21 protein-coding genes are annotated in these 20,306 nt (G+C 35.6%); 13 read left to right on the forward strand and 8 right to left on the reverse strand.

Annotation, left to right across the window (positions count from 1 at the left end):
* Positions 1-103 precede the first annotated feature (103 nt).
* The 5 genes from infC (at position 104) to B2C77_RS08980 (ending at position 2,409) form a co-directional block, all read left to right on the forward strand.
* Positions 104-607, forward strand: a complete 504-nt coding sequence (gene infC / locus B2C77_RS08960) for a translation initiation factor IF-3 (protein WP_116278245.1) — start codon at positions 104-106, stop codon at positions 605-607.
* 35 nt (positions 608-642) lie between these two features.
* Positions 643-840, forward strand: coding sequence for a 50S ribosomal protein L35 (rpmI, locus tag B2C77_RS08965; RefSeq protein WP_073010155.1), 198 nt, complete (start codon positions 643-645; stop codon positions 838-840).
* Positions 841-900: 60 nt separating this feature from the next.
* The gene (gene rplT / locus B2C77_RS08970; protein ID WP_073010158.1) at positions 901-1,257 is read left to right on the forward strand and encodes a 50S ribosomal protein L20; all 357 of its coding nucleotides are present in this window, start codon (positions 901-903) and stop codon (positions 1,255-1,257) included.
* Between the two features lie 162 nt (positions 1,258-1,419).
* Positions 1,420-1,701: a DUF1294 domain-containing protein gene (locus B2C77_RS08975; RefSeq protein ID WP_077703311.1), complete on the forward strand. Its 282-nt coding sequence runs from the start codon at positions 1,420-1,422 to the stop codon at positions 1,699-1,701.
* A gap of 123 nt (positions 1,702-1,824) precedes the next feature.
* Positions 1,825-2,409, forward strand: a complete 585-nt coding sequence (locus B2C77_RS08980; RefSeq protein ID WP_077703312.1) for a TVP38/TMEM64 family protein — start codon at positions 1,825-1,827, stop codon at positions 2,407-2,409.
* 507 nt (positions 2,410-2,916) lie between these two features.
* Here B2C77_RS08980 and B2C77_RS08985 read toward each other — a convergent pair.
* Positions 2,917-3,309, reverse strand: coding sequence for a sigma-w pathway protein ysdB (locus B2C77_RS08985; RefSeq protein WP_077703313.1), 393 nt, complete (start codon positions 3,307-3,309; stop codon positions 2,917-2,919).
* Between the two features lie 120 nt (positions 3,310-3,429).
* Between B2C77_RS08985 and B2C77_RS08990 the strand changes: the two genes are divergently transcribed.
* Together B2C77_RS08990 and B2C77_RS08995 are read left to right on the forward strand one after the other, a co-directional pair.
* Positions 3,430-3,915: a dUTP diphosphatase gene (locus B2C77_RS08990; protein WP_077703314.1), complete on the forward strand. Its 486-nt coding sequence runs from the start codon at positions 3,430-3,432 to the stop codon at positions 3,913-3,915.
* A gap of 196 nt (positions 3,916-4,111) precedes the next feature.
* Positions 4,112-5,197: a M42 family metallopeptidase gene (locus B2C77_RS08995; protein ID WP_077703315.1), complete on the forward strand. Its 1,086-nt coding sequence runs from the start codon at positions 4,112-4,114 to the stop codon at positions 5,195-5,197.
* Positions 5,198-5,354: 157 nt separating this feature from the next.
* Here B2C77_RS08995 and B2C77_RS09000 read toward each other — a convergent pair whose 3' ends face one another.
* The 6 genes from B2C77_RS09000 to sspI all read right to left on the reverse strand — a co-directional run bounded on the left by B2C77_RS09000 (position 5,355) and on the right by sspI (position 11,392).
* Complete coding sequence (locus tag B2C77_RS09000) at positions 5,355-5,981, reverse strand: lytic transglycosylase domain-containing protein (protein WP_077703316.1); 627 nt, start codon at positions 5,979-5,981, stop codon at positions 5,355-5,357.
* 67 nt (positions 5,982-6,048) lie between these two features.
* On the reverse strand, positions 6,049-6,720 hold the full coding sequence (locus tag B2C77_RS09005) for an ABC transporter ATP-binding protein (RefSeq protein WP_077703317.1): 672 nt from the start codon (positions 6,718-6,720) through the stop codon (positions 6,049-6,051).
* On the reverse strand, positions 6,713-7,843 hold the full coding sequence (locus tag B2C77_RS09010) for an ABC transporter permease (protein WP_077703318.1): 1,131 nt from the start codon (positions 7,841-7,843) through the stop codon (positions 6,713-6,715). The genes B2C77_RS09005 and B2C77_RS09010 overlap by 8 nt, the downstream gene beginning before the upstream one ends.
* Complete coding sequence (locus tag B2C77_RS09015) at positions 7,840-9,054, reverse strand: ABC transporter permease (protein WP_254843957.1); 1,215 nt, start codon at positions 9,052-9,054, stop codon at positions 7,840-7,842. The genes B2C77_RS09010 and B2C77_RS09015 overlap by 4 nt, the downstream gene beginning before the upstream one ends.
* Before the next feature lie 42 nt (positions 9,055-9,096).
* Positions 9,097-10,659, reverse strand: a complete 1,563-nt coding sequence (locus tag B2C77_RS09020) for a DUF6583 family protein (RefSeq protein ID WP_077703320.1) — start codon at positions 10,657-10,659, stop codon at positions 9,097-9,099.
* 508 nt (positions 10,660-11,167) lie between these two features.
* Positions 11,168-11,392, reverse strand: a complete 225-nt coding sequence (sspI, locus tag B2C77_RS09025) for a small acid-soluble spore protein SspI (RefSeq protein ID WP_073010190.1) — start codon at positions 11,390-11,392, stop codon at positions 11,168-11,170.
* Between the two features lie 237 nt (positions 11,393-11,629).
* Here sspI and B2C77_RS09030 point away from each other — a divergent pair, with 237 nt between their 5' ends.
* The 3 genes from B2C77_RS09030 (at position 11,630) to pheT (ending at position 16,203) form a co-directional block, all read left to right on the forward strand.
* Complete coding sequence (locus tag B2C77_RS09030) at positions 11,630-12,376, forward strand: TrmH family RNA methyltransferase (RefSeq protein ID WP_331805154.1); 747 nt, start codon at positions 11,630-11,632, stop codon at positions 12,374-12,376.
* Between the two features lie 348 nt (positions 12,377-12,724).
* Positions 12,725-13,759: a phenylalanine--tRNA ligase subunit alpha gene (gene pheS / locus B2C77_RS09035; RefSeq protein ID WP_077706873.1), complete on the forward strand. Its 1,035-nt coding sequence runs from the start codon at positions 12,725-12,727 to the stop codon at positions 13,757-13,759.
* 14 nt (positions 13,760-13,773) lie between these two features.
* Positions 13,774-16,203 carry a phenylalanine--tRNA ligase subunit beta gene (gene pheT, locus B2C77_RS09040; protein WP_077703321.1) on the forward strand — a complete coding sequence of 810 codons (2,430 nt, stop codon included), beginning with the start codon at positions 13,774-13,776 and terminating at the stop codon, positions 16,201-16,203.
* 297 nt (positions 16,204-16,500) lie between these two features.
* Here the strand turns inward: pheT and rnhC are convergent, their stop codons facing one another.
* Positions 16,501-17,439 carry a ribonuclease HIII gene (gene rnhC / locus B2C77_RS09045; RefSeq protein WP_077703322.1) on the reverse strand — a complete coding sequence of 313 codons (939 nt, stop codon included), beginning with the start codon at positions 17,437-17,439 and terminating at the stop codon, positions 16,501-16,503.
* A 263-nt stretch (positions 17,440-17,702) separates the two neighbouring features.
* Here rnhC and zapA point away from each other — a divergent pair, with 263 nt between their 5' ends.
* Genes zapA through polX form a run of 3 tightly spaced genes read left to right on the forward strand, consistent with a single transcriptional unit; the run spans position 17,703 to position 20,284 of the window.
* Positions 17,703-17,963, forward strand: coding sequence for a cell division protein ZapA (zapA, locus tag B2C77_RS09050; RefSeq protein WP_073010200.1), 261 nt, complete (start codon positions 17,703-17,705; stop codon positions 17,961-17,963).
* A gap of 22 nt (positions 17,964-17,985) precedes the next feature.
* The gene (locus B2C77_RS09055; protein WP_077703323.1) at positions 17,986-18,531 is read left to right on the forward strand and encodes a CvpA family protein; all 546 of its coding nucleotides are present in this window, start codon (positions 17,986-17,988) and stop codon (positions 18,529-18,531) included.
* A 34-nt stretch (positions 18,532-18,565) separates the two neighbouring features.
* Positions 18,566-20,284, forward strand: a complete 1,719-nt coding sequence (gene polX, locus B2C77_RS09060; protein ID WP_077706874.1) for a DNA polymerase/3'-5' exonuclease PolX — start codon at positions 18,566-18,568, stop codon at positions 20,282-20,284.
* Positions 20,285-20,306 lie beyond the last annotated feature (22 nt).

The raw sequence follows: 20,306 nt of genomic DNA on the forward strand, positions 1-20,306 counted from the left end.
GTCTAAAATTTAGCTTTTGCTAAGTTAGTTGTTTGAAACGAATGCAACTTGTCAAAAAGATCGCAGTGAAAATATTTGGAGGTGGATGATAATTAGCAAGGAAATGAATGTTAATGAGAAAATTCGTGCTCGTGAAGTGCGTTTAATTGATGCCAATGGCGATCAGTTAGGTGTTAAACCTCGTCAAGAAGCTCTAGAAATTGCTCGAAAACGCAATCTTGATTTAGTGCTTGTTGCTCCCAACGCAAAACCACCTGTATGTCGAATTATGGATTACGGGAAATATCGTTTTGAACAGCAGAAAAAAGAGAAAGAAGCACGTAAAAAACAAAAAGTTATTAACGTAAAAGAGGTTCGATTTACCCCTGGAATTGGCGATCACGATTTTGAAACGAAGCTAAAAAATGCTCGTAAGTTCTTAGAAAAAGGCGACAAAGTAAAAGCGGCTGTTCGTTTCCGTGGACGTGCTATTACGCATAAAGAATTAGGACGAGAAGTACTTGATCGATTTGCTGAGGAAGTAAAAGATATTGCGACTGTTGAGACAAAGCCTAAAATGGAAGGTCGTAATATGTTTATGATGCTTGCTCCAGTAAATGAGAAGTAGATTTAGATAGTTAGTTATAAGGAGGAAAAAATACTATGCCAAAAATGAAGACCCATAAAGGTTCTCAGAAACGTTTTCAAAAAACAGGTACTGGAAAATTAAAACGTGGCCATGCATACACTAGCCACATGTTTGCAAATAAATCTCAAAAGCAAAAGCGTAAACTTCGTAAAACAACCACAGTATCAGCTGGTGATTACAGAAGAATTAAAACAATGCTTCCTTATAAATAAGCAAGCATTTGAAAAAGAACGGTAAAATATATTTTTGATTTGTACTAGGAGGGAATTATTATGCCACGTGTTAAAGGTGGAACAGTAACGCGTCAACGTCGTAAACGCGTCCTTAAATTAGCTAAAGGTTATTATGGTTCAAAAAGAACGTTATTTAAAACAGCAAAGCAACAAGTAATGAAATCAGGTCAGTATGCGTATCGTGACCGTAAACAGAAAAAACGTGATTTCCGTAAACTTTGGATTTCTCGTATTAATGCAGCAGCACGTTTAAATGACATGTCCTATAATAAATTAATGCATGGTTTAAAAGTAGCTGGAATCGATATTAATCGTAAAATGCTATCCGACTTAGCAATTAATGATGAAAAAGCTTTTACGCAATTAGTAACGAAAGCAAAAGAAGCATTGAAATAAAAAAAGTAAGGACCAAATATTTGCGATTGCAAAGTTATTTGGTCCTTTTTATTTGTAATGTACGGAAAGCTAGAGGATTCGCAGGAAAGACTTGGCGATAAGCCAAGTCTTTCTAATCGCAAAAGAATACTTATGTAGAATAGAAGCGGGAGGAATGAACAGATGAATCAGTGGAATACTATCTTATTTTATTTGCTCGGTGTTAATAGTATAGCTTTTGTGTTGATGGGAATGGATAAGCGTAAAGCAGAACAGAAACAATATCGAATTCCAGAAAGGACGCTATGGATGTTGGCGATTTTAGGAGGTGCGTTGGGAATTTGGTTAGGAATGAAATTATATCGCCACAAAACGAGACATAGGCGATTCGTTTTTGGTATCCCGGTAATATTCTTTGGTCATTGCGTATTTTTGATATACTACTTGTTTAATGGCTTGGTGTAACGTACTATTTCTTCTGGAACCTGTGTTTATTATTTTCTTGTCATAAAGGCTCGTCTCCTGTCATATACATGTACTAGTAAGTACTTTTGTGTCTGTAATAGTTCAACAAGGAGGAGGCTTAAGATGGAAGTATTGGGGAATTATTTACTTGCTTTCATTGAAGGAGGAGGCTTATTCGCCCCTATATTATTTATCAGTTTTCATTTATTAAGGCCTTTGCTCTTTTTACCGGTCATATTTATTTGTATATCAGGAGGTATATTATTTGGAGCTATTGCAGGGACAGTATATTCCCTTATAGGTATTACATTATCAAGTATTATATTTTACTTTTTTGTATATAAGATGCCGAAGTCTATGCAACGATTTCAAAAGGTAAAAGGAAAGATAATTGGTAAGCAAACAGCTTTAACAACATCGCAAATAGCGTTGCTTCGACTGATACCATTTATCCATTTCCACTTACTTTCGTTATGTTTGTTAGAGATATCATCGAGCTTAAAAGATTATACAAAATCATCTTTTTTGACTAACATTCCGATAGCATTTATTTATACATCTATTGGTCAATGGATTTCAAATTTGACACCACTTTACATTGGTTTAAGCTTACTCATACTTTTGCCATTTGTTTATTTGTTGCGCCGAAAAGAAATTTATATTAAATGGCAAAAATTTTTTCATGTTCAAACAAGGGAAAGTACATAGGGGAGGAGATAGGAAACGATGCAGAAAATGAAATGAGAGTGGAGAGGTAGCACATATACGAACAAAAGCATTTATTCATACCTGGAATTATTTTTCATACCCTTAAAAAACTTGGCTAATCCGCAATTCTTAAGGGCAATAAACCAAGTTTTTACATAAGGATGACTTAAAATCTTCTGTCAATAGATCTGTTATCTCCCGCTTCGTATTTTTCAATGCTTTTAAAGGGTTGCTTTATAGTACCTTACATCTATCCTGATTAAGCTTGCACTCTCATCAATGAACCAAACGCGTGCTATAGCACTGCAAATAACAGTAGAGGTTCTCTTAAATACGTTGCTCCACATTAGATTACCATAACATGATGGACAAGCTATAGCAGATGAAAACTTTACTATAAAAGGGATGGTCAGAAAGTGCGTTCAAAAGTAACACATCGATCATTCATCTCTTGTTGAAAGGCCAAAATTTTCTACTAATCGTAGTACCCCATCTCTCGATAATAATTTAATCCAAAGAGCCTATTAGCAATTGATTAATCGGATGTTTCCATTCAATTTTTGAATGGGGATAACGAATGAGGATTTCTTCCTCAAGAAAATATAAGTCGTCCCTTCGCAAACCACTAAGTTCAAGAGGATCTTTGGCTGTAACGTGTATATTAACTACTTCAAAAGAATCTTCTGTAGCTCCAACATATTTTTCACCTTCAAACAAGCATCCTTTATAAACAAATTGAAGATTTTTTTTACTATTTCCAGGTTCGTCTAAAAAATAATATGTTCCTTCTGCTTTAGCTATTTGCAATTTTCGTTGGGGATTACGATAATATTGAATCCAAGTATATATAAGCAATGCCAAAGCTAGCACAATCAGTACGCGAAATAAAATGACTATCATACTATCGTCTCCCTGATCATTATTCCTTTGTAATACGGAATGACATATATAAAGGTTTCACTATTTTTTATTTTTATATGTTACAATCATAGAAAAAGATGTAGTGAGGAAGGTCTTATCATGAATTGGGATAAATTATATCAATTACAGAACGAATTAGATACATATATTGAAACGAACCAAGGTATAAAGAAACAAGATGTATTCGAAAAGAAGTATTTGGCATTACTTGTGGAGTTGGGAGAATTAGCCAATGAGACAAGGTGCTTTAAATTTTGGAGTAATAAGCCGAGAAGTGAAAGAGAGACAATATTAGAAGAATATGTTGATGGCGTTCACTTTTTACTCTCATTAGGAATTACAAAGGGTCATTATTTTAGCGGGAACGTTTCTAGAAATAAAATGGAGGATGAAACAAAGTTATTTCTAAACGTGTACACAGCCTGTCATCAATTTTTTCAACATCCAACGTCGGTTAATTATGATCATTTATGGGAAACATACTTGCATCTAGGTCAAGCTTTAGGATTTTCGGAAGAAGATGTTCATAGAGCTTATCTAGAAAAGAATGAAGTGAATTTCGTACGTCAAGACGAAGGATATTAGAAGAACGTAAAAAAATAGCTTATTGCCAAATTGTTATGGCAAAAAAAGTTGTTTCGCTTATATAAACCCAAAAGTTTTATACATTTCTATACTGAAATAACAATTTTTTTATAAATCATGTGCATGCTTTAAAAAATTTTAAAATTTGATTAAAAGAGGTATAATAGATAATAGTTTAATGAAGAGGTGAATACATATGACGAAGATGGATGAAACATTAACCATGTTTAAAGATTTGACAGATGCAAAAGGGATACCAGGCAATGAAAAAGAAGCCCGTGACGTCATGAACAATTACATTACTCCATATGCAGATGAAGTCATGTATGATAATTTAGGTAGTTTAATCGCTAAAAAAACTGGCGACAAGGATGGTCCTAAAATAATGGTTGCTGGACATTTGGATGAAATTGGTTTTATGGTTACAAGAATTGATGATAAAGGTTTTCTTTACTTTCAAACGGCTGGTGGTTGGTGGAGCCAAGTAATGCTTGCCCAGCGTGTTACGATTATGGGAAGTCATGGAGAGGTAACAGGTGTTATTGGATCGAAACCCCCTCATATTCTTTCTGCTGAAGCAAGGAAAAAGCCAGTAGAAATTAAAAATATGTTCATCGATATTGGTGCTTCTAGCAAAGAAGAAGCGGAAGAATTTGGTGTAAAACCTGGAGATTCCGTTGTTCCATATTTTGAGTTTACACCTTTAAAAAATGAAAAACTATTGTTGGCTAAGGCTTGGGACAACCGTATCGGCTGTGCAATTGCTATTGAGGTTTTAAAACAACTAAAAGGACAAAAGCATCCTAACACCGTTTATGGTGTTGGAACTGTACAAGAAGAAGTCGGACTTCGCGGTGCTAAAACTGCTGCCAACACGATAAAACCAGATATTGGTTTTGGTGTTGATGTAGGAATAGCTGGTGACATGCCAGGAGTTTCAGATCATGAAGCAGATAGCAAAATTGGTAAAGGGCCACAAATCGTGTTATACGATGCCTCTATGATATCTCATAAAGGAGTACGTGACCTTGTTGTTAAAACGGCTGAAGAAAATGACATTCCGTATCAATTTGCGACGATGGCTGGCGGGGGTACCGATTCTGGTTCTATTCATTTAACAGCAAACGGTGTGCCGTCTTTATCTATTACAATTGCCACACGCTATATCCATACGCATGCTGGTATTTTACATCGAGATGATTTTGAGCATGCAGTAAAATTAATTGTGGAGACGATTAAAAAGCTGGATCGTGATACTGTAAATGAACTAATTCTTGCTTAAGAAAGACTTACTTGTATACAAGTTTATTGGTGAAAAAATCCGAACTCATATTTAAAATTCTATTAAGAATTTAAATAAGTTCGGATTTTAGTCTTATTTTTAAAAGAAAACCATGAAGTATGAAGGCTACAAACGGGCGTTCAAGTAAATTTAATTTTTAAGCTAAATATTGATGCATTACTTTTTGTACATAGTTTTGAGTTTCTTTAAATGGTGGAACTCCTTGATGTTTATCTACATTTCCAGGCCCGGCATTATAAGCAGCCAAAGCTAATTCTGTATGACCGTTATATCTGTCCATCATTTGCTTTAAATATTTGACACCGCCTTGAATGTTTTGCTGCGGGTCATATGGATTTGTTACACCTAAGCCTCTTGCGGTGGCAGGCATTAATTGCATTAAACCTTGAGCCCCGGCGCTACTTTTAGCTAGCGGATTAAAATTGGATTCTGTCTGGATAACAGAGCGAATGAGACGCTCGTCTACTTGGTACTTCCTTGCGGCATCCTGAATGAGCGTATCTATCTCTTTAGTAGTTGTATCACTTGTCTGTGTCATCTTTGAATACGTAGTTGCTAACGTATTATTTAATGGATATGTATGGTTCTTAGGTGGTAAAGAATGAGTAGCTTGTAGTGTGTTTGCTTTGTTTAACTGTTCCTGTAACAATTGCTTAAAGGCAAGTTCCATCATTGGTGAATGACTGGAAAACCCATTTGAGCCAGATGTAAGGATAGACATCGCTTCATACTGCATCATTTTTTGCAACTCTCTTATTTCCATACTGTGTTCTCCTTCCTAACGGTCATATACTATTTTACTATAAGTTTATAATTTAGGGAATGAGTTATTAAAGTGAGACAACTTTTTTGCCAGCATGTTGTAATAAATTTTTATAAAAAGGATCTTCACCAATACAAATAACTTTGGAGCATAAAGCTTTGATTTCATCCATATCATGAGAAGTGTAAAGGACCATTTTTCGTTGATTACGCGCTAACTTTTGCAAGTAAGTAGCAATTTCCTTTTTTGATTTTAAATCTATTCCGACTGTCGGTTCGTCTAATAAAATCAGAGCTGGGTCGTGAATAAGGCTAATGGCTAGATTGAGTTTTCGTTTCATGCCACCAGACAGCGTATGAACTTTATCGTGCCAACGATCTAAATTCATATCAAGACATAATTCTTTCAACTCTTTTTCTGATTTGTTTTTCCATGCTAGTTTTTCAAAAAAAACCATATTTTCACGAACGGTAAAATTATCCCATATAGCGATATCTTGCGGTACAAATCCGATATGGCGTCGTACATGCTTACGATGTTTTTGGTAGTACCAGTTGTATAATTGAATGGACCCTGTTGTAGGCATCTGTAAAGTTGCTAATACATGTAATAAAGTCGATTTCCCTGCCCCATTTTCACCGACCAAACCGATAATTTCACCAGGATGTATGGAAAAGGATAAGTCAGTGAAAATAGGCTGTTTATTGTACGTTTTAGATATACGTTCTACGTTAAGCATATGTATCTTCCCTTCTTGCATACCAAATAATAATCAGTAAGCCTACAATATAAAGCCAAATATTATGTAATGCCCCTTCGAGAAATGGAATAAACGGGTGAATTACAGATATAGTTGGCAGGTTATTAACTAGATGATCAATAGGGACAATTGCTCCGCTAGTTAAAGCAAGTAATAATGTAATAATGAAAGATAGGCTATAATACGTAACTAAACGTTTCATTTTAAGAGCGAATAAAAAAGAAAAACCATTCAATATCATTCTTATGGTGACGATGGCAATAATTTGTGAGAAATGGGTTGGTATCTCAAGAATATAGTGAAAAACAAAAATTGTAATAACATCTATGAAAAGTAATAAACATGTATATAATGTAAGATTGAGTAACGCATATTTCTTAAAAGAAAACCGAATAAATACAAATCGTGGTTTAACGGTTGCATTGTTTTCTTTAATCACCCAATCAAAAAGAAAGAAAGTGGCCAAACTTGCAAATAAGATCCATATCCCCCAGGGGTTCCATAATGATACTTGTTTTTCCCTTTTGTTTACTTGGTCTCGATATTGAAATTGAGTTGATAATAAATTCTGATTTGTCTCGATCTCTTTACTTGTAGTAATAATTTCATCTTTTGTCCAATCCTGCCTGTTGGTCAACTGCTTCTCCAATTGTAATACAGTATGAGCTGTTTTAATCCGTCCTGTATTTTTTTGCACAAAAGAGGCTACCATTTCCGAAACAGAAGTATAAGCGAACGATAAATCTGATTGATAACTAGTAATTAGCCGATTTCGACTACCTCTATGCATCTTTTCTTCATACCCATCTTTAATAATAAAAACACTATCCAACTCATGTTTTTTCAATTGTTGAAGCGCTTTGTCTTCATCTAACTCGTAGATACGAAGAAGAGAGGATTGTTTCAATTCTTTTACCAATTCAAAAGCGGTGTTTGTTTGATCTTCTATAACAAGACCCACCGGGACTTTGCTTTCTGTCTGAACGTCTATTAGCAAATAATGAAGAAAAATCACACTAGCAAGAGGGAAAAACAGCCAAAAAACAAAGGAATAGAAATGATGTTTCCAATGCAAGAAGCGGGTTTGGATAATGGATTTCATCGATGTAGGCGCTCCTTTCCAATGGTAATACTAGAAAGAACAAAAAAACCAATGGCAGTCATTAGTAACAATGGAATGTAGTCTACATACAAGCGTTTATGTAGTAATAATTCTTGCAGCCAGTAGAATGCTTCCGAAGAAAAAGTAAAGGGAAGCATTTGCTGAAATAAAAGCGGCAAATAAATCGTTGGAACGATAGAGCCACTTAATAAAAGAATTGCCAAAGTAAGGCTAATTTGTACGACGAGTCGCATCCGATGAGAACGAATGAAAGCTTCTACGATAGAAATGGCTAATAAGAAGCAAAAGCTATATAAAATAGTAACAAGCATAATCCTCACTGCGTCTACGAGTTGAATATCCCAACCTAATAATATATGAAGTACAAATAACAGACCTAAACCAGGCATACAAACGAAGCCCAATGTTACAGCTAGTTTAGCAAATATCGATTGAATTTGTCGTACATTGTAGAGCATCATTCTTTGTTCCATTTTTGCTGTTACATCACGGTGTAATCCTGTGTATATAAGTAGTAACCATGTTGTGAATATGATAAACCAGCCACCAAGACTATAGTAAGAAGCGGGATTGGCGGTAGCCTGATTAATTAATTGCTCCTCTTGAATAAGCTGCTTTCTTCCTAAAGTGTAAAATACAAACTCCTTAAATTGTTCAAAGACAAACTCATTTCGTTCTTGATCATCTAAGGGGAGTTTTTTGGCGTATTGATTTAACGTGAGCACATTTGCTTGAGACGCCCTTATATGTGTTGTCACACTCTCCATTATTGTATAAACCATTTGGCTTTGAATAGGTTGATTTGGGTTGCCTATCATTGATAAAGTAACTGGATTTCCTTGATATAAATTATACGTGAATTTCTCTGGGAATAGTATGTAGGAGCTGACCTCATCATTCTCCATTTTTTGTTTCGCTACTGTTTCACTCATTTTATGTACATGTATAAAGCTGCCAAGTTCAGATGTTTCATCCAACATATCAATGAATAGCTTCGTTTCCTTTGATTGATCTAAATCAACTAGTCCAACTTGTATAGGATTTTGTTCATCTGGAGTAACAAATGTTATGGTAATATACGCTAGTAAGCCGACGATAAAAATGGGGAGAAGCAAAACAAGAGGAAGTGCATACCACTTCCTCTTTAATTGCAGTGCATTATATCTTATAAACAATAATGTTATTTTCATGAAATGCATAATGGGCACTTCCGTTCGTTCTTGTATTTATCGTTAGAATTCCATGTTTCCGGTAGCTGATAGCATTTCTACCATCCAGCCTTGGAATTTAGGTTTAACTTCCGTTTCGAAATATTCCATAAGCTCTTGTTCATTCATTGTTCCAATTTCTGTAGTTTTATCTTTACTCGGAATTTCTACACTGTCTACTGTTTTTCCTTCAACATTAGCATGAAGTGAGAATAAATTTTGATCAACATTTGGATCAGTAAAAGCAAAGCTGTGTTCCTCGTTCATTTGGTCATTTTTATAATTAGATGTACCGTTCCAAATGAGTTGTGTGTCACCTGTATATGGATCTTGAAAACTAATCGTACGTTTAAAATCGCGTTTTCCATCTTTTAACGTTTCTTTACCGTCATAAGTAAATGCTTGTTCGTCAAACGCTAGTTTCAGAGAATCCTCCGCCTTTTTATCTTTCCATGACAAATCACCGGAGAGGCTTACTTTACCGCCTTCTATATTTAAAGCGAGATTAAATTGCTGCCTTTCTTCTTGGAGAAGTTGTGTACCTTTAAACTCGATTGTAGTAAGTCGTTCTTTGTTTTGACCGAGTTGAATATTAAAATCTCGTTGGGCAATTAAATCATCGTGCACCCAAATGGTAGATGTTAAACCTTCTGGAATTTGAAATCCATCTATATTTTCTTTTGCTTTTTCTAAAGAAGTATCATAATCTTCCATTGTTTGGTCCATCTCTTTTTTTATTTCAGGCATGCCTGCCAATCCCATTAATTGTTCTTCTAACAATTGACGGAAAAGCTCTTTCATTTTATCATCTTTTCGTAATTTTTCTAAAGTTTTACTTAAAATTTCTTTTACTTTTTCTTCACTTAATTGCATCGTAATTTTGTCAGTTTCTAATGATTTATCATGGACTTTAATCGTCTCGCTTTCTGTTTTGAAAGCTTCGTCTGGTAATTGGTCATAAATAAACTTGCCGTATTCTTCTTGGATATACTCTTTATCATCTTCAGATAGTGTTTCTTCAAATAATATATTAAAATCAATCTTTTCTTCGCCTGTAAAAGTAGCTGAATCGATTTCTTGCAATAAATTGCCAACATTTTCACCTTTTAACGAGATGAACTGTTCCAGAAACGGTAAACCTACCATAAATTGTTTGGAATTTAAATGAAAAGTAATGTTATCCACTTTAATTTCTCCAATATTCGCTGATAGATTTCCAGATATTTTTTTATTTTTCATATCAGCAGCATGTGTGTAAGAAATAGTAGAATTATTGATTAGTTGAGCAGGATCTATCCCCATACCACCTTGAATAATAGGAATATCGGATTCCGCTGACAATTCATAATTTGTTTCCGTCGGCTTTTCTCTAGTAGTTTCTAACCAATCAAATTCTGATTCATATCGTTGTTCAATTTGTTCATTCATAAACTCTATTGATTCTTTTTCTGCTAAAAAGTACTTCTGCTTATCCGATAAATTTGCGAAAATATAAGCCGCAACAGTTCCGCCAATTAGTATTACTGCCCCTATAGTAATACCAATCAATGTTTTGGGTGACAACTTACGTTTCTTTGTTTCCTCCATTACTTTTCCCCTCTCTGTAAATACTTCCGATTTAATTGTATTACATAATCCTGTAATAATGACAATGAAGTATCTGTTTATGTTTATATCACTTTGTAAATATATAGTCAAATTGTGCCAATTCTTGTCCAAGTAGGGAAAAATTAAAAATAAGGTGTGTGATTAAAAAATCATAGTAAAAAAGGTAATAATACCTCTTCATTTAGAGGGACAAATTGTCTGTTTGCTATACTAATCATACCATTTGGCTCTTAATGTATAAGGTTTTAGGTAGATTCGACTAATTTTTAATAGTCATTGTTTCTGTTTTGTGAACGTATACCGAGACAGTTTGTACAATAGCACAAGAAGCTCAATTAGAAAAAATTCTAATACAGAGCCGCCATAAGAGCCGTATAAAATTTTTTGGTTTATAGTACAAAACAGACTTGTCAATAAACAAATTTTTCTTATTATCGTGCAAAAGAGCAGCACTTGACTAATTTTTTAAGTGCTACTCTTTAAAGGTTTAGGACTGTGTTGTAGCTTGCTTTACACCTTGTTCTAAAGCTTCTAACATATGGTCTTTATCTTGTTCTTCCGCATTCTCCCAGATTAATTCGAATAATACACCTAGTCCAGGAAGCATTTTTTCTTCTCCACTCTGGACAGCATCAACAATAGTTGCTTCCAATTGGGATTGGTCATTGGAAGCAATATTGCTAAGTATTGCTTCGCGTAAATTTAAATCCAAGACAATTCCTCCTTTGCAAATTTAAAGCCTAAGAGATTACGTTGCACGGCTAAAGTTTTCTGTAGAATAGGGCAGATTATTTAATATAGAATGAAGGACTACAGGATGTGCTAATGGATTTCCTACTATATAGGTGAAATTATCGGCAACATAATTTTAACCTTTGCACGCTAAAATTAGTTTGACCGAATAAGGATAAAATATGTATACTATGTAAGATGAATGAGGGTGATACGTATGGAGTCAATAATTACATCTGTTAAAAATACAAAAGTGAAAAATTGGAAAAAGTTACACACTCGAAAAGAGCGAGAAAACACAAATACGTTTCTCGTTGAAGGTTTTCACATAGTTGAAGAAGCCTTTCTAAGTGGATGGACGATGAAAGAGTTAATTATTCAAGAAGGTATATCTGTACCTACGTGGGTAAAAGACATTCCCGTAACTGTGGTGAAAGAACCTATTTTTTCAACCATATCTCAAACGGATGCACCACAAGGAATTGCAGCTGTAGTGGCTATGAGAGAATTATATGACATAAAGCAAAGTCCTGTACTTATCGTCGATGCAGTGCAAGATCCTGGTAATCTTGGAACAATGATTAGGACGGCAGATGCAGCAGGTTTTTCAGAAGTAATTTTAGGAGAAGGAACGGTAGATGCTTTTAACCATAAAGTCATTCGGGCTACGCAAGGTTCTTTGTTCCATATTCCTATTAGGAAAGCCAGGTTAAAAGAGGAAATTGCTTCGCTTAAAAAAGCAGGTTTTGAAATATGGGTAACGGCTTTAGAGGATGCGTTCAATTATACAGAAGTAAGACCAACGCTGAAGACAGGACTTATTGTAGGAAATGAAGGAAGCGGTGTAAGAACACAAATAATGGAGTTAGCAGATAAATGGGTCACTATCCCAATTTATGGAAAAGCTGAATCACTAAATGTCAGTGTAGCTTCTGGAATATTAATGTACTATTTACGCTCATAATGTTGCAAACCTTGTTGTAATTATCTATAATATATATAACATAATAGCAAAAGCGTTGAAGGAGCGGAGAATTTGCCTCTATTACGTATACAGGGAGAAATGTCATAGACTGAAAACATTTCATCGTAGCAAAGTTCATCCTTTCACTCTGGAGCAGATACTTGGACCTCATTCTTAATGAGTAAAGGTATTCCGGGTTATTCCCGTTATCGGAATGAAGTGGATACTTTGGAAACATTGTATGAACTAGGGTGGTACCGCGAAAATATGCCTCGTCCCTTGCTGGGAGGAGGCTTTTTATATTGCTTTTTAAGCTATGTAAGAATGAATAAAGGAGGAAATAAGAAGATGAAAGAGCAGTTGAAAATGATTGAACAAGAAGCTTTGGAAAAGATTTTACAAGCTAAGACTACGAAAGAACTGCAAGATATTAAAGTAACCTACTTAGGTAAGAAAGGTTCACTTACAAGTGTGTTGCGAGAGATGGGGAAACTTTCTAAAGAAGAGCGCCCGGTTATTGGAGAACTTGCTAACAAAGTGCGTGAACGTTTAACCTTAAGCCTTGAGAAGCAACTGGAGAAATTGGAAGAAATTGCTTTAGAAGAACAATTAGAAAAAGAAACGATTGATGTAACACTTCCTGGCAGACCAGTGAGATTCGGAGGTCCGCATTTATTAACTAGAGTAATTGAAGAAATTGAAGATTTATTTATTGGAATGGGTTTTGAAATCAGAGAAGGACCTGAGGTAGAAACGGATTATTTTAATTTTGAAGCATTAAACTTACCGAAAAATCATCCAGCAAGGGAAATGCAGGACACCTTTTTTATTACGAAAGAGTTATTAATGCGTACACAAACGTCTCCTGTACAGGCACGTACGATGCTTGAATATGGTGGTAACAAGCCAGTAAAAATGATATCTCCTGGAAAAGTTTATCGTCGTGATACAGATGATGCCACTCATTCCCATCAGTTTACACAAATTGAAGGTCTATATGTAGATAAAGATGTGAAAATGAGTGATTTAAAAGGTGTGCTAGATGTCTTTACCAAAAAAATGTATGGCAATGATCGAGAAATTCGTTTTCGCCCAAGTTTTTTCCCGTTTACAGAGCCATCTGTAGAAATTGATATTTCTTGTAAAGCATGTGCAGGAAAAGGTTGCTCTATTTGTAAAGGCTCCGGATGGATTGAAATCTTAGGCGCGGGTATGGTACATCCAAATGTATTATCAATGGCTGGTTATGATCCAAAGGTTTACAGTGGATTTGCCTTCGGTATGGGACCTGAACGAATTGCGATGTTGAAATATGGAATTAAGGATATAAGGCAGTTTTACACGAATGACATTCGGTTTTTAACGCAATACCATAATGCTTAGGGAGGAAAGTTTGCATGTTAGTATCATTAAATTGGTTAAAAAATTACGTAGATATAACAGATATAAGTCCAGAAGAGTTAGCTAGTAAAATTACAAAATCAGGAATCGAAGTCGATGGCATTGAATATGTAGCAGAGAAAAGCGAACATGTCGTCGTAGGCTACGTTGTATCCTGTGAGAAACACCCAAACGCTGATAAGCTTAACTTATGCCAAGTAGATGTTGGGGAGGAAGAACCGTTACAAATTATTTGTGGAGCTCCTAATGTAGCACAAGGGCAAAAAGTGGCTGTTGCCAAACCAGGAGCTGTCCTACCAAATAATTTCAAAATTAAACGGGTTAAGCTACGTGGGATTGAATCAAATGGAATGATTTGTTCTCTACAAGAACTCGGTATAGAAGAAAAATATGTACCAAAAGATGTGGCTGATGGCATCTATGTGTTTCCTGATGATGTGACAATTGGTGAGTCAGTGGAGCCACTATTAAACTTAAATGATGCTGTTTTAGAATTTGATTTAACTCCAAATCGTGCTGACTGCCTATCTATGTTAGGAGTTGCGTATGAAGTAGGGGCTATTTTAAACAGAAAGGTAAAACTGCCGAGTTCAAACCCAAAAGAGGGGACGGAAGAGGCAAAAGACTATATTGCTGTTGAAGTAGAAGCGAAGGAAGCTAATCCGTATTATGGTGCTTTTGTTATTCGTGATGTAGAGATCCAACAATCACCATTATGGATGCGAAATTATTTAATAGCAGCTGGGATTCGTCCAATTAATAACGTGGTGGATATAACGAATTATGTATTGCTGGAATACGGCCAGCCCCTACATGCGTTTGATTATGATAAATTAGGGGCGAAGAAAATCGTTGTTCGCCACGCTAAAACCAATGAAAAACTCGTTACATTGGATGAGCAAGAACGCGTATTATCACAAGATCATTTAGTTATCACGGATGGGAAAGATCCGATTGCTCTAGCAGGAGTAATGGGAGGTTTATCGACTGAAGTCACAGATACAACGAAAAATGTTTTACTTGAAGCAGCATATTTTGATTCTAGTACGGTAATGAAAGCAGTGAAGGCAACGGGTCTCTATAGTGATTCAAGTACACGATTTACGAAAGGCGTTGATCCAAATCGAGTAAAAGAAGCGGGACTTCGAGCGTGCGAGTTAATGGAAAAATACGCCAATGCGACAATTACAAAAGGAGTAGTAGCGTATGATGCATTAAACCGTGAGCAAAAACAGGTTAAAGTGAATGTAACTGAAATCAACAAGCGTCTGGGTACATTATTACAGCCTGCTGATGTAGAAGATGCTTTGCAACGCTTGCAATTTAAATTTGAAAAAAGAAGTCAAGAATATCTTGTATACATTCCAACGCGTAGAGGGGACATTAGCATTTTTGAAGATATGTTGGAAGAAGTAGCGCGTATTTACGGCTACGATAAATTGCCATACACATTGCCAGTTGGAGCTGGGCAAGCTGGGGGCCTTACAGAAAGACAAATATTAATTCGCAAAATAAAAAGCCTTATGGAAGCATCAGGGTTGATGGAGAGTCGCACATATACTTTAATTAGTGAAAATGCAGCTAATACGTTAATTAGCCCTGAGTTAACAGAAGCAAATTATGTTCCAATTGAATTAGCTTTACCGATGAGTGAAGAACATAAATATTTGCGCCTAAGTTTTTTACCTGAGATTTTGCGTATCCTAACTCATAACAGAGCACGTAATGAATTTGATCTAGGTTATTATGAGATTGGCAAAACATTTTTGACAGCAGAAAGCACTTTAACAAAACAACCACAAGAAAGACTTCGATTAGCTGGCGCTGTAACAGGAAATTGGGTTCATCATCCGTGGCAACAAGAAAATAAACTAGTTGATTTTTATGTTGTAAAAGGAATTTTAGAGAAACTTTTTAATTACTTAAATGTAGCAGTCGTTTTCAAGCCTTGTAAGCATAAAGACATGCACCCTGGAAGAACAGCATCTCTTCATTTGGAAGGCGAGACAATTGGGTTTATCGGTCAACTACACCCACACCTACAAAAGCAATTTGATCTAAAAGAAACATATGTATTTGATGTCGATGTCGAAGGGTTATTAGAGGCGTATAAAAACGAACCTACTTATGAGGAAATACCTAAATATCCATCTATTGGACGCGATATTGCTTTTGTTCTTGATCATACTGTGCTTGCAGCTGAAGTAAAACAAGTCATTATGGATGTCGGAGCACCGCTTGTGAAACATGTATCTGTATTTGATGTTTATGAAGGAGAGCATTTAGAAGCAGGCAAGAAGTCTGTAGCGTTTCATTTAGTATATCAGCATGCTGAGAAAACATTAACAGATGATGAGGTTCAAGCGTCTTACGAACAAATAATAGAAGCAGTCAAGCAGAAGTTTAACGCATATATTCGATCTTAAGCAATAGGGAAAGCTTATCTGAAAAGTGAGTAAAAATCTTCAGTTGAAATATACTTTTGTTAATAACTTGAATTCCCACTTGTTCAAGCATGAATTGCTAAACAGGTGGGAGCTTTTTTACACTCAAGGCAGCCCTAATAGCTTCAAAAGAGCAAGCAAAATGTATGAAGAAAAAATTTCTTGCAAAGTTCTGCAAGATTATGAAACCTTAAGCTTTATCATATAAGATAAGCGGCTAACTCTTAGCATCATGTTGGTAATGCGTTAAGTTTGCTTACAGAGAAAAAGGGGGATGTTCTAATTTAGGTAAGCGTGTGCTTTTTTTGTGTTTGCAAAATGAACCTTTGCGATTTGAGTTAAGCAATGTTCTCCGTACTTTTTCATAATAACAGCTGCAGTTTGATCCACTTTTCGAGAAGCTCCCTTTGGCAATTCAATGCCTGTTTGCTCTGATAATATATCCATCTGTTTTAGAAAACTAGTTCTTGCAAGGATAGAAGCTGCGGCAACGGAGGTAGAGTAACTCTCTGCTTTTGTCATGAAAAAAGTGGATGGTGATAGCACTTCTTTTTCAGAGGCTAAATGTTTTTTATACACAACAGGTTCACAAAATTGGTCAATAAGAATTCCATCTAATGGGCTTTGATCGATTTTTTTGATTAAGCGTTGAATGGCATGATGATGGAGCATCGTCTTCATTTTACCTTGTGTCCACCCTTTTTTCTGTAATTGATTGTATTTTTCATTACGTAAAGCAATCAGGGAATATGGGATGTTTAATTGGATGATATCCCTTGCCAGATGACGGATCTTTAAATCTGTCAATGCTTTGGAGTCTGTTACGCCCATGCTTTTTAATTCACTAATTTGGGCTTTCGTCAAATAGACTGCAGCCACAGTAATAGGGCCGAAATAGTCCCCTGTCCCTGCTTCATCACTACCGATATGATTACTAGAGAACAGTTGGGAACTCGGCGTATAGGAATTTGTTTTCACTTTGTTGGAATAAGTAGCTTGGGCGGAGGCAGTTTTAGCATCTTTTGTCCACAGACTAGCTGCTTTTTCTGGAGAAGCGCCCTGGAATAATACTTTTCCTGATTTATATGCCGTAATAACGGCTTCGTTTGTTTTTGCTCGAAACAGAGCACCTTGGGGTGGCGTAATTAAAAAACTTGCATAATAAGCTTTCATTTTGTCTATGACTGTGTTAGAAAATTGGTATACTTGTTGTGACATTTGGTTCTCTCCAGTTCATCCTGATTTATTTCGCATATATGATGTTGTAGGCTCTCACTTCAAGGGTTTGGTGTATACAAAATATGCCGAAGTGTAAGATAAGTACCTACGATTGTATAGAAGTTTTCTTTTATACTAAAGGAAAATTTATATTTCCGCAAACCATTGACAAAATCAGTTGTGAAGGAGTGGATCGTTTCCTTAATCACCTTCTTCATGTTAAGATAAAATGGACAATTTTCTTTATCAGGGAGGATTTAAACGTGGCCAATGAGGAAAAAACTCGAACAACTGTAGAGATACATAATCGTACCTATACAATTATAGGAACAGAGCCACAAAATCATATTAAATTGGTTGCCAGTTTAGTGGATCAAAAAATGAATGAAATCCAAGAAGCAAATAGGCAGCTTGATACGACAAGATTAGCTGTACTAACTGCTGTAAATACGATGAATGATTATTTGAAATTAAAAGAAGAGTATGCTTCTTTATTAGGTTCGATGAAGAAAAAGGAAGACTAACTAGAAAGAGGAACATGAACATATGGTTACTATTTTATTATTGTTGTTATTAGTGATGGGTTTTTTTATTGGGTTAAAAAGAGGATTCATATTACAGCTATTCCATCTCATTGGGTTTATAGCATCTTTTGTTGTAGCAGCTTTGTATTACGATGAGTTAGGGCCTAAGTTGGAATTATGGATCCCTTATCCTAATTTAGAGGAAGATGGTAAATGGGCGACGTTTTTACAAGACTTGCCTCTTGAAGCGGGTTTTTATAATGCTATTGCATTTTTGGTTATTTTTTTAGCGGTAAAAATCATTCTACAAATTATAGCTTCTATGCTTGATTTTGTTGCTTCTTTACCGATTTTAAATTCTGTAAACAAATTATTAGGAGCCATTCTGGGCTTTGTAGAAACATATTTGTTACTTTTTATTTTCCTATATATTGCAGCTTTAATACCGATTGCTCAAATACAAACATGGATAAACGATTCTTCAGTTGCGTTATTTATTATTGAACGTACTCCTTATTTCTCAGATGAAATTAGAGAGCTTTGGTTCACATATGTAGCCAATAAATAATGATTTTCATTGTGGGGGGAGATTGGTGAATAGTATGAAGATTAATAAAAAAGATGTTATAAAATTAATGGAAACGATAGCGACGTATTTAGAATTACAAGCAGAGAACCCTTTTAAAATTAGTGCCTATCGTAAAGCAGCTCAAGCGTTGGAAAGAGATGATCGATCTTTAGAAGAAATCGATGATTTTTCTAAAATCAAGGGGATTGGCAAAGGAACAAGTGCTGTTATTCAAGCGTACATACAAACAGGACAATCTAAGACCTTGCAAGATTTAGAAGAGCAAGTTCCAAAAGGTTTGCTCTCATTACTACAGCTTCCAGGGCTTGGTGGTAAGAAAATTGCTAAACTTTATCATGAATTAGGTGTTACAGATGCTGAAGGATTAAGGGAAGCATGCGAAGCTGGGCGAGTAGAAAGGTTAGCGGGATTTGGTAAAAAAACAGTTGAAAAAATAGTAGCAGCACTAGAAGAAGCAAATAAACGCCCAGAACGTTTACCAATTGCGATGATGCTGCCTTTAGCTGAAAAATTGGAAGACTACTTGAACCAAATAAAAGAAGTTGATCGTTTTTCAAGAGCAGGAAGCTTGCGGCGGATGAGAGAAACTGTCAAAGATATCGACTTTATCATTGCAACAGAACAACCAGCTATCGTGAGAGACCATTTATTAGCAATGGATGGGGTAAAAAACGTAATTGCTAAAGGGGAAACGAAAGTATCTATTGTCATGGAAGATGTATATGATGTAAATGTGGATTTTCGTATGGTTCAGAAGGATGCATTTGCTTCTACGCTACACCATTTTACTGGCTCAAAGGAACATAATGTTGCTATGCGTCAAATAGCAAAGTCTCGTGGTGAAAAGATTAACGAGTATGGTGTAGAAGTTGAAGAAACGGGAGAAAATCTTACCTTTCATTCAGAAAAAGCTTTTTTTAATCATTTTGATCTGCACTATATTCCTCCTGAATTAAGGGAAAATACTGGAGAAACAGAGGTATTTCAATCCCCTTATCCACTTTTAGAGCTGTCGGATATAAATGGGGATTTACACATGCATACGACGTGGAGTGATGGAGCACAATCATTAGAAGAAATGGTCTTACGAGCGATAGAAAAGTCGTATCAATTTATCGCCATTACAGATCACTCCAAATTCTTAAAAGTTGCTAACGGACTAACTGAACAGCGATTACGTAAACAGCATGAAGAAATAGTACGTTTAAATGAAAAATATCCTGATATTCATATTTTTTCAGGTGTAGAAATGGATATACTACCTGATGGAAATCTTGATTTTTCGAATGAATTTCTGCGTGAACTCGACTTTGTTATTGCGTCCATACACTCAAGTTTTAACCAACCCGAAGATAAAATTATGTATCGATTAGAAGCAGCATTAGAAAATCCTTACGTTTCACTTATTGCTCATCCTACAGGTAGATTAATTGGTAAGCGAGATGGTTATCAAGTTAATGTTAGTGCTTTAATTGACAGAGCGAAAGAAACAAATACAGCATTAGAAATGAATGCAAACCCCAACCGTCTAGATTTATCTTACCAGTGGGCTCGAGAAGCTCAAGAGAAAGGCGTTATATTAGCGATCAATACGGATGCTCATAATTATCAAATGTTAGAGCATATGACATACGGAGTTGGCGTCGCTAGAAAAGGATGGATTAAACCAGAAACGGTTATGAACACGTGGTCTACGCAAGAGCTGATTGCCTATTTTAAACGAAATAAATAATGATCCTATAGATATACTCCGA

The sequence above is a fragment of the Virgibacillus dokdonensis genome (assembly GCF_900166595.1).
GTDB lineage: Bacteria > Bacillota > Bacilli > Bacillales > Amphibacillaceae > Virgibacillus > Virgibacillus dokdonensis.